The organism is Gilvibacter sp. SZ-19 (genome assembly GCF_002163875.1).
In the GTDB taxonomy this organism is placed as follows: domain Bacteria; phylum Bacteroidota; class Bacteroidia; order Flavobacteriales; family Flavobacteriaceae; genus Gilvibacter.
In genome coordinates this window covers 2,546,043-2,559,874 of the sequence record NZ_CP019333.1, presented here as the reverse complement: position 1 = coordinate 2,559,874, position 13,832 = coordinate 2,546,043, and the positions used below count along the sequence as shown (strand labels likewise).

Here is a 13,832-nt window from a genome sequence, read left to right as displayed (position 1 = left end):
ATTTGCCTTTGTGAAAACTGCGGTCGTCATACTTAATTGGAACGGAAAGTCTTTGCTAGAGACCTATCTACCTTCGGTGATGGCCCACAGCGAAGGAGCACATATCTATGTAGCCGACAATGCCTCCACAGACGATTCTGTCGCTTTTGTAAAAGAAAACTATCCGCAGATCACCATTATACAGAACAAGACCAATAGAGGTTACGCAGGTGGATACAATGAGGCCTTAAAGCAGGTTGCAGAACCGCTATGGGTCTTACTCAATAGCGATGTAGAAGTAACTCCTGCCTGGTTAGAACCCATGCAGGCAGCCTTTAACGCCAATAGCGACTTGGCGGCGGCGCAGCCTAAGATCTTAGATCATAAGAATCCGAAGCAGTTCGAATATGCCGGAGCAGCAGGAGGTTTTATAGACAAATACGGCTATCCTTATTGCCGTGGACGTATTTTCGACTGTCTGGAAGAAGATAAGGGGCAATACCAGGAGCCACTTGATATCTTTTGGGCCAGTGGTGCTTGTTTGTTTATTCGCAAGGACGATTTTATTGCTGCAGGAGGTCTTGACGAGCGTTTCTTTGCTCATATGGAAGAGATCGATCTGTGTTGGCGCTTGTTTCACATGGGCAGAACTGTGAAATGCATACCGCAAGCTGTGGTCTATCATTTAGGCGGGGGAACCCTGCCCAGTATGCATCCGCAGAAAACCTACTACAACTTTAGAAATTCGCTTTACTGTTTGGCTAAAAACCTCAAAGGCTTTACCGCAATGCGACGCATCTTTGTACGCATGTTACTAGACGGTGTGGCAGGGCTGCGCTTTTTACTACAAGGTAAATTTGCCCATCTCAGTGCCATCTTGCGCGCACATCTGGATTTCTACAGGAATTACAGCAGCATAAGCAAAAGCAAACCAGCACATTACAGAGACGAAAAATACTACACCCACAGCAGTATTGTATGGAAGTATTTTGTTGCTGGGATTCGTTCTTTTGGGAAGCTTTAACTACCTTTACCTAAAGTATTGTTAAGGATTTTTAGCTAAGCAGCTTATCAACTAATTTTACATCACTAAACCGAGATTTATGAAGAAAATAGCATTAATTGCCGCAATTGCCCTTACTGCGGTTTCCTGTGTTTCTAAAAAGCAATATGCCGAATTAGAAGCGAAACAACGCAACACTGAAGATTTATTGAATTCTGCAACAGTTAAATTAAACAGCTGTTTGGAAGAAAAAGCGGGTCTTACAGCTCGCGCCAACTCTTTAGAATCTCAAGTTGCCTCACTAAACGCCACCAATGGCGATCTGATCAAACAAATTGGAGAGTTCACTACCCTAACCCAACAAGGTGCAGCGAACTTGGAGCGCTCTTTGGAAAGCCTTAAAGAAAAGGATCTGACCATTCGCAAACTGCAAGATGCGGTTACTCGTAGAGATTCTGTGAACCTAGCCTTGGTACAAAGCCTTAAAGGAGTTCTGGGCAACCTGGACGACGAAGACATTGAGGTAAGTGTAGAAAAAGGAGTAGTTTACGTAAACATCTCTGACAAACTATTGTTTAAGAGCGGCAGCTATGCCATTACCGATCGCGCCAAAGAAGTGCTAGGTAAAGTAGCCAAAGTGGTTAACAACAAACCAGACTTTGAGTTCTTGGTAGAAGGACATACCGATACCGACCCAATTAGCCGTAACGGTATTAAAGACAACTGGGACCTGAGTGTACTTAGAGCTACTGCTGTAGTGCGTTTACTACAAGACGATTTTGGAGTAGATCCTAAGCGCATGACCGCAGGAGGACGTTCTGAATATGTGCCAGTTGCCTCTAACGACACTGCAGAAGGTAAGGCCAGAAACAGACGTACACGCATAGTGGTATTGCCTAAGATCGACCAGTTCTACAATATGATAGAAGACGGTCTAAAAGATCCTGCTATCAACGACTAAGAGTTCGTAGAAAGATTTGAGAAACCGCGCCCAAAAGCGCGGTTTTTTATTTTAAAGACTTAACTTTAACAGACACCATCATTTTATTTGCGATATGAGTGAACAAGAATTCGAAACCGTATACTCCGGAACAGAGGTACGTGTCATACTTTTAAAAGGACTTTTAGCTGCCGCGGGCGTTGATGCCATGGTTCAAAACGACTATCAAGCTGGTATAACCGCAGGATTTGGCGGAGGAACCCCTAATACGGTTAGGCTTAAGGTGCATCAAGACGATCTGGAAACTGCTAAAGGCGTTGTAAAAGACTTTATTAATAACCAACATACCGATGAAGCCTAAACTCCTGCTATTGGCGCTAGTATTGAGCTTTACATGGACAAGTAATGCCCAAGAAAACAAAGACTACCCTGCCCTGGTAACGACGCTAGACAGCACCTTAGCGACCCTCTACGGAGTGATCTCGGGAGAAAAGGGAGAAGCCAGAGACTGGGACCTGTTCAAGTATCTGTTTCATCCTAAAGGACAACTGATCTATTCTGTCAAGACCAAAAGTGGTGCTCATGCCCTTACCTATATGAGCCCGCAAGACTATATCGAAAGGTCTGGGCCTTGGTTAGTAGAAAATGGTTTCTTTGAGGTAGAAGTAGCGCGTAAGGAAGATCACTTCGGAAACATTTGTCAGGTATTCAGCACCTACGAATCCTACCGCAGCAAGACAGACGACAAACCCTTTATGCGTGGCATTAACAGCATTCAATTGCAGTTCGATGGAACGCGTTGGTGGATCGTAAACATATACTGGACCCCAGAGACTCCAGACAATCCTATTCCGCAGCAATACTTAAAAACGAATTGATCATGAGAATTACATTCTTGTTAATGGCTCTGATTATTGGGACGACTGTCAACGCCCAAAGCGTCATTGGGGCTTGGGAAAATTACGAGACAAATGCGCAAGGCAAGCAGCTGCGGCATGTGGTGATCTTTGCCGATGGTTATCAGGTATTGACCACTTATGATGCCCAAAGCGGCGCTTTTGTCCATACCAACGGTGGCCTCTGGTCATTGGAGGGTAATACGATGACAGAAACGGTGGAGTTTCATTCGGACGATGCTTCTTCTGTTGGCAAGTCCGTGAGTTTTGAAATTAAATTGACCGATACAAGTTTACAGATCGTTGGAGACGCTCGTGTCTTTAAGCGCATAGACGATGGAACTCCAGGGGCACTGAGCGGCGCTTGGCTTATGTCTGGCAGAAAGCGAAATGGTGAAATGCAAGAGCGCGATACCTCTAGACCTCGGAAGACGATGAAGATCCTCTCAGGGACGCGCTTCCAGTGGATCGCCTACAATACAGAGACGAAACAATTCATGGGAACCGGTGGTGGCTCTTATACCACAGCAAACGGAAAGTATACGGAGAACATAGAATTCTTTTCAAGAGATGTCAATCGGGTTGGTGCGAGTTTGGAATTCGACTTTGAATTGATCGATGGGAAATGGCATCATTCTGGTTTTTCTAGCAAGGGCGACCCCCTTTACGAAGTCTGGTCGCTGCGAGATTAACTATTTATTACCAAAGAATTGGGAATCCGTAGGGATACCTAAGCTCCTAGTAGACGTACCTTTAGAAAAAACTTTAACCATGAGAATTACAACTACACTCTTTGCGCTATTTGCTATGGTTTACTGCGGATTCGCTCAGGATGCGAACATCCTTGAACTAGATCCGAACCAGTCCATGTCTATAACCGGAAAAGGGCCCGGACAAGATGCGACCATTAACCCGTTCATTGCCGAGAACAGCATCATCGTGATCTCCAATATTGGTAAGGGCGTATTCTCCATAAGAGTCCAAAAGGAAGGCGTTATTTTGCAAGAAGTGACCGTAAAACCAGAACAGACCAGAGAACTAATACTTTCTAAAGGTCTTGAGGTCTATTTTGATTCGGAAGAAGAAGCCAAGGTCGCAGTTAGCTATAAGCCCATTAAAAAGTTCTAATAATGAATAACAAACTCTTGGTCGATGAACGCCAAGCCGATCTGGGGAATTTTATGGTGGGAAGGTTGTTGCCTTTCCGCAAAAAAAGACAAGTAGGCCCCTTTACTTTTATTGACCATATGGGCCCTACAAAACTTGGCCCTGGTCGTTATATGGATGTGAATCAACATCCACATATTGGGCTTAGTACACTCACCTATTTGTTTGAAGGACAGATAGAACACCGAGACAGCATTGGGAGTGTTCAGAACATTGCTCCCGGAGATGTTGGCTTTATGACTGCCGGTAAGGGCGTGACCCATACCGAGAGAACACCTCAGCAGCTTAGAGACGGCCGTGAGTTTGCGATGCACGGGTATCAGATCTGGGTGGCCCTACCGCCTGAGCTGGAAGAGATGGAACCTCGCTTCGATTATTTTCCTGCAGCAGAGATACCAACTTGGCAAGAGGGCCCAATTACCTTTAAGTTGGCAGCTGGAGAGGCCTTTGGTAAAAAAGCACCTTTGCAGGGCTTTTCTCCTTTGTTTATGGTCGACGTGTTCAGCTCCGCAGAAACCACACTAAAACTGGCCGGACAGCTATGTGGGGAAGTTGCTTTTGTGATCGTTAAAGGACAGATCAACGTTGATTCTCAAAAAGTGGATGCCGGACAAATGTTGATCAGCAAGACAGATGAACAGTGTGAGATCTGTATGGATGCCAACACCCAATTATTGCTCTTTGGTGGCGAACCTTTAAGGCAAGAACACTTCTTGCTTTGGAACTTTGTTTCTTCTGATAAAGACAAGCTGCAGAAAGCCAAAGCAGCTTGGCAAGCCAAAAAATTTCCACAAGTTCCTGGAGACGATACTTATATTCCAATTCCTGAGCTCAAAAGATAAGCGCTCAGTTTTATCCATTTTTCTGTAGTTTTGGCATGCACTAAACAAGCAAATATGCGCATCCTGAATCTACTCTTAATACTATCCTTAGGGCTAGTTGTTACCGCCGGTTGTAAAGATGAAAAGACCTTAGCAACCAATCCGAAGGAAGATCCAACACGCTTTCCAGATACTGTAAACAGCAGGCTTACCGAAGCGCATAAGCGTATTCCCGGCTCAAAGGTTTATGCCTTACTTCCTGATAATTTCAAATTCATTCGTGCGCAGAATCAAATCCAAAAAGATCAAAATACCTTTATACAGATCGTCGAGACACCTTCTGCGAACTTTGAGAATGCCAAGAAAGCCTTCAGCCGCGAGAATATCGAAGCCGGCGGGTCTAAAGTAGACATTGTGCGATCTATTCGCTTTGGGATCTACGACGGTATTTTTCTAGACGGACCTTCTAATTTACCCACCCAGCGAAAGGCCTCTGTGGTTTTTGGCGATCAAGACTTTGTTTGCCTGATCTTTGGCGAATACCCTAGCGATAGTCCGGAGTCGCGTAATGAGATCTTAAGCATTTTTAAGTCTATGGTGCACGATAAGGACCAGAATCCAGAAGATCTTTCCGGACCATTCTATACCTTTGATCCGAATATCACTGGTTTTAAAGCTGCTGTTCTCAGTAAAACAGTAGACATTTATAACCTCAGCGGAGATCCTGAAGCAGAAAAAGGCCTCCCTACCTCAATGAATTTTGCTCCTATTCCGGTGCTCCCTGTGGAAGCGCAAGAAAAATACTTTGAGCAACTCATTACAGAGAGTCAAGAAGGAAAGCTAAAGATCACGTCTAAAGAAACAGAGCAATTGGTCATTAGTGGCATGCCAGCCACTGTCTTAGAGACCACTGTGAATGCGGATGGAAGAACCGGGGTCTTTTACGCGGCGATCTTAAATGGCCCAAATAGCGCTCTAGTTTTTATTGCCAGTGCCTTTGATCAACCCTTACAACGTTTACCGCAGTTTAAAGCGACCTTGGAGTCGGTTCGATTCAGATAATAATTCAAGTATTTTCTCTATACGTAAATATGGTCCATCGCTTGCGTTTTGCAGCCCTCTTCTAATTTTAGGACTGATTTCCAATACACTACTTGCTCAAGAAGCAGACAGCCTACAGATCAAGTCATACGTAGATAAGATCATCTTAAAAATAAACTTAGACACTCAGAACGAAGAGTTTCTCATCTATTCAGACCAACAAGAGCAGATCGCATTGAGCACCAACAATAGCCTGCGATTAGACCTCTCGTTAGATTATGAGTTTTTAGGCTTTAGCATTGGGTTTGCTCCGAACTTTTTTAACTCCAATAAGGACGACGCCAGAAAAGGCTCAAGCGAGCTTACCGATATTGGATTTCGCTTTTTTCTAGGCCGATGGACACAAGAACTCACCTACCAAAGCAATGAAGGATTCTACGTTGAGAACACTGCGGATTTTATTGCAGATTGGAATGCCAATAGCGACCCTTACATTCAGTTTCCATATCTAAAACGCACCTACTACGGAGGATCCACAGCTTACGTTTTAAACGATAGGTTTTCTCTCCGAAATATTGTGTACAATACCGAATGGCAACTAAAAAGCGCGGGCAGCTTTGTACCTACTGCGCGATATGGTTACCGACGAATTTCTGCAACCTTAAATCAAACCAGAGAAGTTGAGAACAATTTTGAACTGGACCTTATTGCCGCATACTATTACACATGGGTGATCCACGCCAACTGGTTTATAGCACCGCAACTCTCCCCAGGGATCGGCATACGCTTTAGTAACACTACTCAGGAAAACACAACAGCGCGAGAACGCGACACCCGCTACCCTTTAATACTCGATGGCGGTTTGCAACTCGGATATAGCTCGGAGCGTTTTATCGCTGGAGGACTCCTTAATTTTCAATCGATCTATACCAAAACTGGTTCTGGTAGTTCAGTGATCAACGACCAGGTCTTTGCGCGATTCTTTGTAGGCATCAGATTAGACCCACCAGAATTTATTGCCAAACAGGCCAGACGCATCAATGAGAAATTCGGTCTATAAAAAAAGTGACCTCCGAAGAGGCCACTTTAAAAATTAAGACTCAATAAGGGAGTAACTAGGCCAGATCAAAGCGATCTGCGTTCATTACTTTGGTCCAAGCCGCCACAAAGTCATTTACAAACTTTTGCTCGGCATCGTCTGCAGCATATACTTCTGCCACAGCACGTAGTTCAGTATTCGATCCGAAGATCAAGTCCGCACGTGTACCTGTGAATCGAACTTGTCCGGTTCTGCGATCACGGCCTTCGAACAATTTATCATCGTCAGAAGCAGCGCTCCAAGTGTAGGTCATATCTACCAAGTTCTTAAAGAAGTCGTTGGTCAAATGCCCTACATTGTCTGTGAACACTCCATGCTTAGAACCGTCGTAGTTCGCACCTAAAACACGCATACCACCAACAAGCACAGTCATTTCCGGAATAGATAGTGCCATTAGGTTAGCCTTGTCCACAAGCAGATCTTCTGCTGCAACATCTAGGTTAGGATTCACGTAGTTACGGAAACCATCTCCTAGTGGTTTTAGGTAATTGAACTGCTCAATATCGGTTTGCTCTTGCGTAGCATCTCCTCTACCGCCGTGGAAAGGAACATTGATATTATGTCCTGCATTTCTAGCAGCCTCTTCTACAGCAGCATTACCTGCCAATACAATTAGGTCTGCCATGCTTACATTGCCGCTAAATTCATTCTGAATAGCCTCTAGTACACCCAGAACTTTATTCAGTTCCTCAGGATTGTTCACCGGCCAGCTGCGTTGCGGCTCCAAACGTACTCGAGCTCCATTGGCACCTCCGCGCTTATCGGTGTCTCTGTAAGTAGAAGCAGATGCCCAGGCAGTTCTAACCAATTCAGAAACACTCAAACCAGAAGCCAAGATCATTTTTTTCAAAGATTCCTCGTCGGCACTGCTCAAAGTGTAGCTCGCCGCTGGGATAGGGTCTTGCCAGATCAGCTCCTCAGCAGGTACTTCTGGCCCCAAATAACGAACTTTTGGTCCCATATCACGGTGCGTAAGTTTGTACCAAGCTCTAGCAAAAGCATCCTCAAAGGCTTTGTGATCTTTGTGGAAACGCTTAGAGATCTCCAAATAAGCAGGATCTGTCTTTAAGGCAATATCTGCTGTGGTCATCATAAGCGCTTGCTGTCCGTTAGGATCTCCAGCTGTTGGCGCCATTCTTGCTTTAGACTCCGCTGTTGGCGTCCATTGGTGCGCTCCAGCAGGACTCTTGGTCAATTCCCAATCGTAATTCAACAATACATCAAAATAATCGGCATCCCATTGGGTTGGGTTTGGTGTCCAAGCACCTTCGATACCACTGGTAATAGTATCTTCTAGCACTCCAGACTTATAGGTATTCTTCCATCCGGTGCTCATTTCTTCGATTGAAGCTCCGTGAGGCTCAGGGCCTACGTATTTTCCTGGATCGGCAGCTCCGTGCGCTTTTCCAAAAGTGTGTCCTCCAGCAACCAAGGCTACGGTCTCTTCATCGTTCATAGCCATACGGCCAAAAGTCTCACGTACATTTGCTGCAGAGCCCATTGGATCTGGGTTTCCGTTCGGTCCTTCTGGGTTAACATAGATCCATCCCATCATTACTGCGGCAAGTGGATCTTCTAATTTACCGCCTTCGTAACGGTCTTCATTAGCACCCCATTCGGTTTCACTACCCCAGTAAACATCTTGTTCTGGTTCCCAAATATCTTCTCGTCCTCCAGCAAAACCAAAGGTTGGGAATCCCATTGATTCCAAGGCGACGTTTCCGGCAAGGATCATTAGGTCTGCCCAAGAGATCTTGTTCCCGTATTTCTTTTTGATAGGCCAAAGCAACAAACGCGCTTTGTCCAAGTTCCCGTTATCTGGCCAACTGTTGATTGGCGCAAAACGTTGGTTTCCGGTTCCGGCTCCACCTCTACCATCTCCTACTCTGTAGGTACCGGCACTGTGCCAAGCCATACGGATCATTAGCCCTCCGTAGTGTCCGTAGTCTGCCGGCCACCACTCCTGAGAGTCCGTCATTAACTTTTCAAGGTCTTTCTTTAAGGCGTCGTAGTCTAAGCTCTTAAAGGCCTCCGCATAATTAAAGTCCTCGCCCATAGGGTTAGACTTAGTGGCGTGCTGACGCAGTATGTTCAGCTTTAATTCGTTTGGCCACCAATCGCGGTTCTTCACGCCGCCACCGCCAACAGTGTTCTGCTTTCCGCTAAGAAAAGGACATTTGCTAGCGTCACTGCTATTCAAGTCTCCTAATTCGTTATTTCCCATTTTTTGATGATTTTGATTGTTTCCTCAAATTTACCATAAGCTCGCCTTATATTTCTATGACCACTATCAGTATTGTTTATATCGGAATAATGGATGGTATAGGTCACCGTAAATCAGATACTAGTAGTTCAACTTGTTCACTGCATTGAGGTTTTTTGTACCTTAGAAAACAACCAACAATACTAACATCCAACCCATGAGAATCTTAAAATTTCTGGTTTTAAGTGCATTGCTCATTCCTTTAAGCACCAATGCACAACGCAAAAGCAAAGCATCAATTCCCACAGTAGCAGACAGTTTATTCCACGGCCTCGAATGGCGCAATATTGGCCCTTTTAGAGGTGGTAGGTCTGTGACGAGCACCGGCGTGGTCGGCGATCCTAACACTTATTATATGGGATCTACAGGCGGCGGAGTCTGGAAAACCACAGATCGTGGAATCACCTGGAACAATATTTCCGATGGCTTTTTTAAGACGGGTTCCGTAGGAGCCATTGCCGTTTCTGAAAGCGACCCTAATGTGGTAGTGGTAGGAATGGGAGAACACGCAGCCCGAGGAGTTATGACCTCTATGGGGGATGGTGTTTATATCTCTCACGATGCAGGAAAGACCTGGAAACATATTGGTCTTGATAATTCACGTCACATCTCAGACGTGATCATTCATCCGCAAAATCCAGATGTGATCTACGTAAGTGCACAAGGAGCACAATACGCTCCCTCCAAACAACGTGGTGTATACCGAACCACTAATGGTGGTGCAAGCTGGGAGCAAGTGTTAAGCGTTGGCAACAAGGTCGGCGCCTCCTCTTTGAGCATGGATATGAATAATCCGCGTATCCTTTATGCCGCCATGTGGGAGCATCAACGCTTTCCTTGGATCATGGAGTCTGGAGGAGCGCAATCTGGACTTTACAAATCTACGGACGGCGGTGACAATTGGGAAAAAATGACCGAGGGCTTGCCTGCGGATTTTGGTAAAGCCGGGATCTCTGTTTCTCGCGCCAATTCAGAACGCGTTTATGCCGTAATAGAAGCAGAAGGCACTAAAGGCGGGGTTTATCGCTCAGACAACGCCGGAAAGAACTGGAAACAGATCAACAAGGACCGTGTGAACATTGCACGCTCTTGGTATTATATGGAGATCTTTGCCGATCCTGTAAATGAAAACGTGGTCTACGTGCTCAATGCACCTGTCATGAAGTCCATTGACGGCGGAAAGACCTTCTCTGGGATAGCTGTGCCGCATGGTGACAACCACCATCTGTGGATCAATCCGCAGGACAATCAAAACATGATCAATTCTAACGACGGGGGAGCCAATATTTCCTTTAATGGCGGTAAAAGTTGGAGTTCACAACGCAATCAGCCCACAGCTCAGTTCTACAGAGTTATAGCAGACAATCAAGTGCCTTATCACATTTACGGTGGACAACAGGATAATTCGGCCATAGGGATTGCAAGCCGAACCAACGATGGTGGAATTGGTTGGAAAGATTGGTATTCTGTCGCCGGAGGGGAAAGTGCCTTTATCGCCTTTGACCCAGACGATCCACAGACCGTTTACGGCGGAACCTATCAGGGAAATCTAAGTAAATGGGACAGAGATGCGCGCTATCAGAAATCGATAAAGCAATATCCGGAACTCGGTTTAAGTATTGCGCCTAAAGACGCCAAATACCGCTACAACTGGAACGCTCCTATTATTACTTCGCCCCACGATCGCTCGATCATCTATCATGTAGGGAATGTTGTATTTAAGAGTACGGATGGTGGTTTGAGTTGGATGGAGGTAAGTCCCGATCTCACCAAGAACGAGAAAGACAAACACGGCCCTGGCGGGGGTCCGTATACCAACGAGGCCGCGGGTGGAGAAAACTACAACACCATAACATCTTTGGTAGAATCTCAACATGAAGAAGGCGTACTTTATGCCGGAACAGACGACGGCTTACTACACATTACCAAAGACGGCGGCAAGAACTGGACTAACATCACTCCTCCGGGAATCAAAGATGGTATTATCAATAGCATTGATGTATCCGAGCACGATCCGGCAACCGCATATGTAGTGGTGATGCGCTATAAATCCATGGATCTTAGTTCGCATGTGTTTAAAACAAACAACTACGGTGCTTCTTGGACTAAAATTGTAAACGGTTTGGACGATCCTAACGGCTTTGCCCGTGTGGTTCGCGCCGACAAGAAACGCAAAGGTTTGCTTTATGCGGGTACCGAGACTGGTATGTATGTCTCCTTTAACGACGGGGCCATGTGGCAACGCTTCGATCTGAACTTGCCTGTTGTGGCTATAAATGATCTTTTTATTCGTCAGAACGATTTGATCGCTGCAACTTCTGGTCGCGCCTTTTGGATCTTGGACGATCTGAGCCCTTTACAACAACTCGATCTAAGTAGTCAAAGCTTTCAAATATTCCAACCGAAAGACAATTACCGACTCTATGGAGGCGTCTCTCGTGCTCCTGGTCAAGGCCGCAACCCGAGAATGGGGATCAACTTTGATTACTACTTGAACGAGGCTATTGATAGCTTGGAATTAAAACTGGAGATCTTGCAAGACAACAAAGTCATTAGAACCCTTAGCAGTAAGCGTCCGCAAGGATACAGATCATGGCCAGGCGGACCTCCACCGCCACAGGTACTGCCTAAAAAGCAAGGTTATAACCGTTTCAGCTGGGGCTTTGATAGAGATCCGATGCCGGGAGTTGACAAGGTTTTTGTTTTTGGTGGTTTATACGGTGGTAGCGTTGCTCCGGGCACTTACACCTTTAGGTTGTCCTATAATGGTAAGGTGAGCGAGACCACAGCAAAATTACTTCCGAATCCGGCGGTGGATGCTAGTGCAGCAGACTGGGCAGCTCAACAAAAAATGTTGATGCAGATTCAAGATGTGATCACAGAAATGCACGAATCTGTGACCAAGATGCGATCGGCCCAAGCGCAGATAACACGCTATGATGAGCTTTTAGCCGAGAACGAATCCGCAGCAGAGCTCCTAGAAAAAGGCAAAGCGATAAGCAAGCGAATTACCCAATGGGAAGAGAATCTGATCCAAGCCAAGCAAAAGACCTTTCAGGACGTAATTAACTTTAACAATAAGCTCAATGCGCAGTTCAACGCCCTTTTCAATTATATCGATCAGGACGATCCGAGACTCACTGCTGGGGCCAAGCTTCGCTTTAGCGATTTGATGTCCGATTGGAAGGTATATCAAGACGAGCGCGACGCTATAATCAATACAGAAATGCAGGCCTATAACGCCCTGTATAAAACACTCGAGCTACCAGCTATTTTCTTAGATGACTAAGCTGATCTATTGGATACCGCGGATTTTGGGATTGGGCATGGTGTTCTTTCTGAGTTTGTTTGCTTCGGATGCATTTGCAGAGGAGGCTCCCTTAACGGCACAAATCAAGGATTTTGCCTTGCATCTGTTACCAGCATTAGCGGTATTGTTGATCTTACTTATAGCGTGGAAAAGGCAGCGCCTAGGCGGTTTGATATTTACGGTGCTAGGATTTGGCTTGAGCCCGTATCTGTTTATGCTGAACTATAGGATAAACGATTCGATCTGGATCAGTCTTAGTGTTATAGCACTCATTACTTTACCACTTATAGTAATTGGCCTTTTGTTCTTGCGGGAGGCTCAAAAGCAAAAAAGCAGCTCTAATTGAGCTGCTTTTTTTTAATCCCATTGTTTGAGTGTGGAACTGAGTCCCTGATAGAGCGGAACAAAATTACTGCCGGAACTGGGCAGAATAGAAGTATTACCTGTACCGAAGAGCCACTGGGCTCCGGATTTAGCTTTAGACCCGTAATTGTTGGGAGCGTACATGCCCAAATAGCCCTCCCCCGTTGTGGGACTGTCTGCACCTTTGATCACAAAGTGGTTGTATTCATCGTCATGCTCTGGAAAAGCCATGCCTACATCTTCAAAAGGCCCGCTGAAGTTTCCTTCTGAGAGCTTTACTTGAACGTTGTTGGAATTGTTCACCCAGCTGTAGTATTTAAAGGCAAACAAATAACTGCCTGCAGGCAATTTCTGCTCATTGACAGTACTGATTGTAACATTCCCTGCCGAAGAGCTTATCGATGTCGGGCTGATCAGGTCGCTGTCTTCTGCCCCACTTTTTGAGGTCATGGCCAGATAATTGGCCAAATCGTTGTACTCACTTTCTAAAATAGGAATCCACTCGCCTGGTTCTGCATCGAGATAGGCGTCTGCAGAAGTGTGCAAAAAGGCCCAAATATCGTCTACATTGTCTATTTCAATGTCTATGTTCAAAGTTTCGGTTTCAGTGCCATTACTGGCCTCTATTGTTCCTGTAATGTTGGTACGCTGTTCGTAATCGTAAACCAACCAATCTGCTACGGTAAGGCCTGCAGTTGTGATTGTAAAAGCGCCAGGTACTGATTCGAAAGTAAGATTGTAGTTCACCTCTCCGCTTAAACTGCTGCTTAAACTTGAGAGTAAAGTTCCACTTGTTGGATATTCCGCTATGGAACGAGCGATGTCGTTTGTGGTTTGCTGCGGATCTGGATCTGTCGTGTCGTCTGAGTTCTCCGAGCTACAAGCCCAAAGTGTGGCGACCATTACCATTGAGATAAATAAAAGATTGCGATTCATGACTTAGAATTTTA

Annotated in this window: 13 protein-coding genes; 11 read left to right on the top strand and 2 right to left on the bottom strand. The window is 45.5% G+C overall.

Going from position 1 to position 13,832, the window contains the following annotated elements:
* Positions 1-10 precede the first annotated feature (10 nt).
* The 9 genes from BTO09_RS11945 (at position 11) to BTO09_RS11905 (ending at position 6,907) form a co-directional block, all read left to right on the top strand.
* Positions 11-1,003, top strand: a complete 993-nt coding sequence (locus tag BTO09_RS11945; RefSeq protein WP_232454960.1) for a glycosyltransferase family 2 protein — start codon at positions 11-13, stop codon at positions 1,001-1,003.
* Positions 1,004-1,082: 79 nt separating this feature from the next.
* Positions 1,083-1,943 carry an OmpA family protein gene (locus BTO09_RS11940; RefSeq protein WP_087524999.1) on the top strand — a complete coding sequence of 287 codons (861 nt, stop codon included), beginning with the start codon at positions 1,083-1,085 and terminating at the stop codon, positions 1,941-1,943.
* Between the two features lie 94 nt (positions 1,944-2,037).
* Complete coding sequence (locus tag BTO09_RS11935) at positions 2,038-2,283, top strand: putative signal transducing protein (protein WP_087524998.1); 246 nt, start codon at positions 2,038-2,040, stop codon at positions 2,281-2,283.
* The gene (locus BTO09_RS11930; RefSeq protein WP_087524997.1) at positions 2,273-2,800 is read left to right on the top strand and encodes a hypothetical protein; all 528 of its coding nucleotides are present in this window, start codon (positions 2,273-2,275) and stop codon (positions 2,798-2,800) included. Before BTO09_RS11935 ends, BTO09_RS11930 begins: the two co-directional genes overlap by 11 nt.
* A gap of 2 nt (positions 2,801-2,802) precedes the next feature.
* The gene (locus BTO09_RS11925) at positions 2,803-3,510 is read left to right on the top strand and encodes a membrane or secreted protein (protein WP_087524996.1); all 708 of its coding nucleotides are present in this window, start codon (positions 2,803-2,805) and stop codon (positions 3,508-3,510) included.
* A 79-nt stretch (positions 3,511-3,589) separates the two neighbouring features.
* The gene (locus BTO09_RS11920; RefSeq protein WP_087524995.1) at positions 3,590-3,946 is read left to right on the top strand and encodes a hypothetical protein; all 357 of its coding nucleotides are present in this window, start codon (positions 3,590-3,592) and stop codon (positions 3,944-3,946) included.
* Positions 3,947-3,948: 2 nt separating this feature from the next.
* Entirely contained in the window at positions 3,949-4,827 is an 879-nt protein-coding gene (locus tag BTO09_RS11915; RefSeq protein ID WP_369826876.1) for a pirin family protein, read from the top strand.
* A 54-nt stretch (positions 4,828-4,881) separates the two neighbouring features.
* The gene (locus BTO09_RS11910; protein WP_087524993.1) at positions 4,882-5,868 is read left to right on the top strand and encodes a hypothetical protein; all 987 of its coding nucleotides are present in this window, start codon (positions 4,882-4,884) and stop codon (positions 5,866-5,868) included.
* Positions 5,804-6,907 (top strand): DUF4421 family protein, encoded by a 1,104-nt coding sequence (locus tag BTO09_RS11905; protein ID WP_157663502.1) that lies wholly within the window; start codon positions 5,804-5,806, stop codon positions 6,905-6,907. Before BTO09_RS11910 ends, BTO09_RS11905 begins: the two co-directional genes overlap by 65 nt.
* Before the next feature lie 55 nt (positions 6,908-6,962).
* On the opposite strand, the gene katG is transcribed toward BTO09_RS11905, so the two are convergent.
* Positions 6,963-9,170, bottom strand: coding sequence for a catalase/peroxidase HPI (katG, locus tag BTO09_RS11900; RefSeq protein ID WP_087524991.1), 2,208 nt, complete (start codon positions 9,168-9,170; stop codon positions 6,963-6,965).
* A gap of 196 nt (positions 9,171-9,366) precedes the next feature.
* On the opposite strand from katG, the gene BTO09_RS11895 reads away from it, so the two are divergent.
* The gene (locus BTO09_RS11895; RefSeq protein ID WP_087524990.1) at positions 9,367-12,498 is read left to right on the top strand and encodes a glycosyl hydrolase; all 3,132 of its coding nucleotides are present in this window, start codon (positions 9,367-9,369) and stop codon (positions 12,496-12,498) included.
* On the top strand, positions 12,491-12,865 hold the full coding sequence (locus tag BTO09_RS11890) for a hypothetical protein (RefSeq protein WP_087524989.1): 375 nt from the start codon (positions 12,491-12,493) through the stop codon (positions 12,863-12,865). Before BTO09_RS11895 ends, BTO09_RS11890 begins: the two co-directional genes overlap by 8 nt.
* 11 nt (positions 12,866-12,876) lie before the next feature.
* Here BTO09_RS11890 and BTO09_RS11885 read toward each other — a convergent pair whose 3' ends face one another.
* A complete protein-coding gene (locus BTO09_RS11885; RefSeq protein ID WP_157663501.1) occupies positions 12,877-13,818 on the bottom strand; it encodes a hypothetical protein in 942 nt (313 codons plus the stop codon).
* Positions 13,819-13,832: the final 14 nt, after the last annotated feature.

What these genes read in the sequence shown, in the direction of transcription:
- BTO09_RS11940 (WP_087524999.1), top strand. Translation starts at nt 1,083, where the DNA reads ATGAAGAAAATAGCATTAATTGCCGCAATTGCCCTTACTGCGGTTTCC.
- BTO09_RS11895 (WP_087524990.1), top strand. Translation starts at nt 9,367, where the DNA reads ATGAGAATCTTAAAATTTCTGGTTTTAAGTGCATTGCTCATTCCTTTA.
- BTO09_RS11910 (WP_087524993.1), top strand. Translation starts at nt 4,882, where the DNA reads ATGCGCATCCTGAATCTACTCTTAATACTATCCTTAGGGCTAGTTGTT.
- BTO09_RS11925 (WP_087524996.1), top strand. Translation starts at nt 2,803, where the DNA reads ATGAGAATTACATTCTTGTTAATGGCTCTGATTATTGGGACGACTGTC.
- BTO09_RS11935 (WP_087524998.1), top strand. Translation starts at nt 2,038, where the DNA reads ATGAGTGAACAAGAATTCGAAACCGTATACTCCGGAACAGAGGTACGT.
- BTO09_RS11890 (WP_087524989.1), top strand. Translation starts at nt 12,491, where the DNA reads ATGACTAAGCTGATCTATTGGATACCGCGGATTTTGGGATTGGGCATG.
- BTO09_RS11930 (WP_087524997.1), top strand. Translation starts at nt 2,273, where the DNA reads ATGAAGCCTAAACTCCTGCTATTGGCGCTAGTATTGAGCTTTACATGG.
- katG (WP_087524991.1), bottom strand. Translation starts at nt 9,170, where the DNA reads ATGGGAAATAACGAATTAGGAGACTTGAATAGCAGTGACGCTAGCAAA.
- BTO09_RS11885 (WP_157663501.1), bottom strand. Translation starts at nt 13,818, where the DNA reads ATGAATCGCAATCTTTTATTTATCTCAATGGTAATGGTCGCCACACTT.
- BTO09_RS11915 (WP_369826876.1), top strand. Translation starts at nt 3,949, where the DNA reads ATGAATAACAAACTCTTGGTCGATGAACGCCAAGCCGATCTGGGGAAT.
- BTO09_RS11920 (WP_087524995.1), top strand. Translation starts at nt 3,590, where the DNA reads ATGAGAATTACAACTACACTCTTTGCGCTATTTGCTATGGTTTACTGC.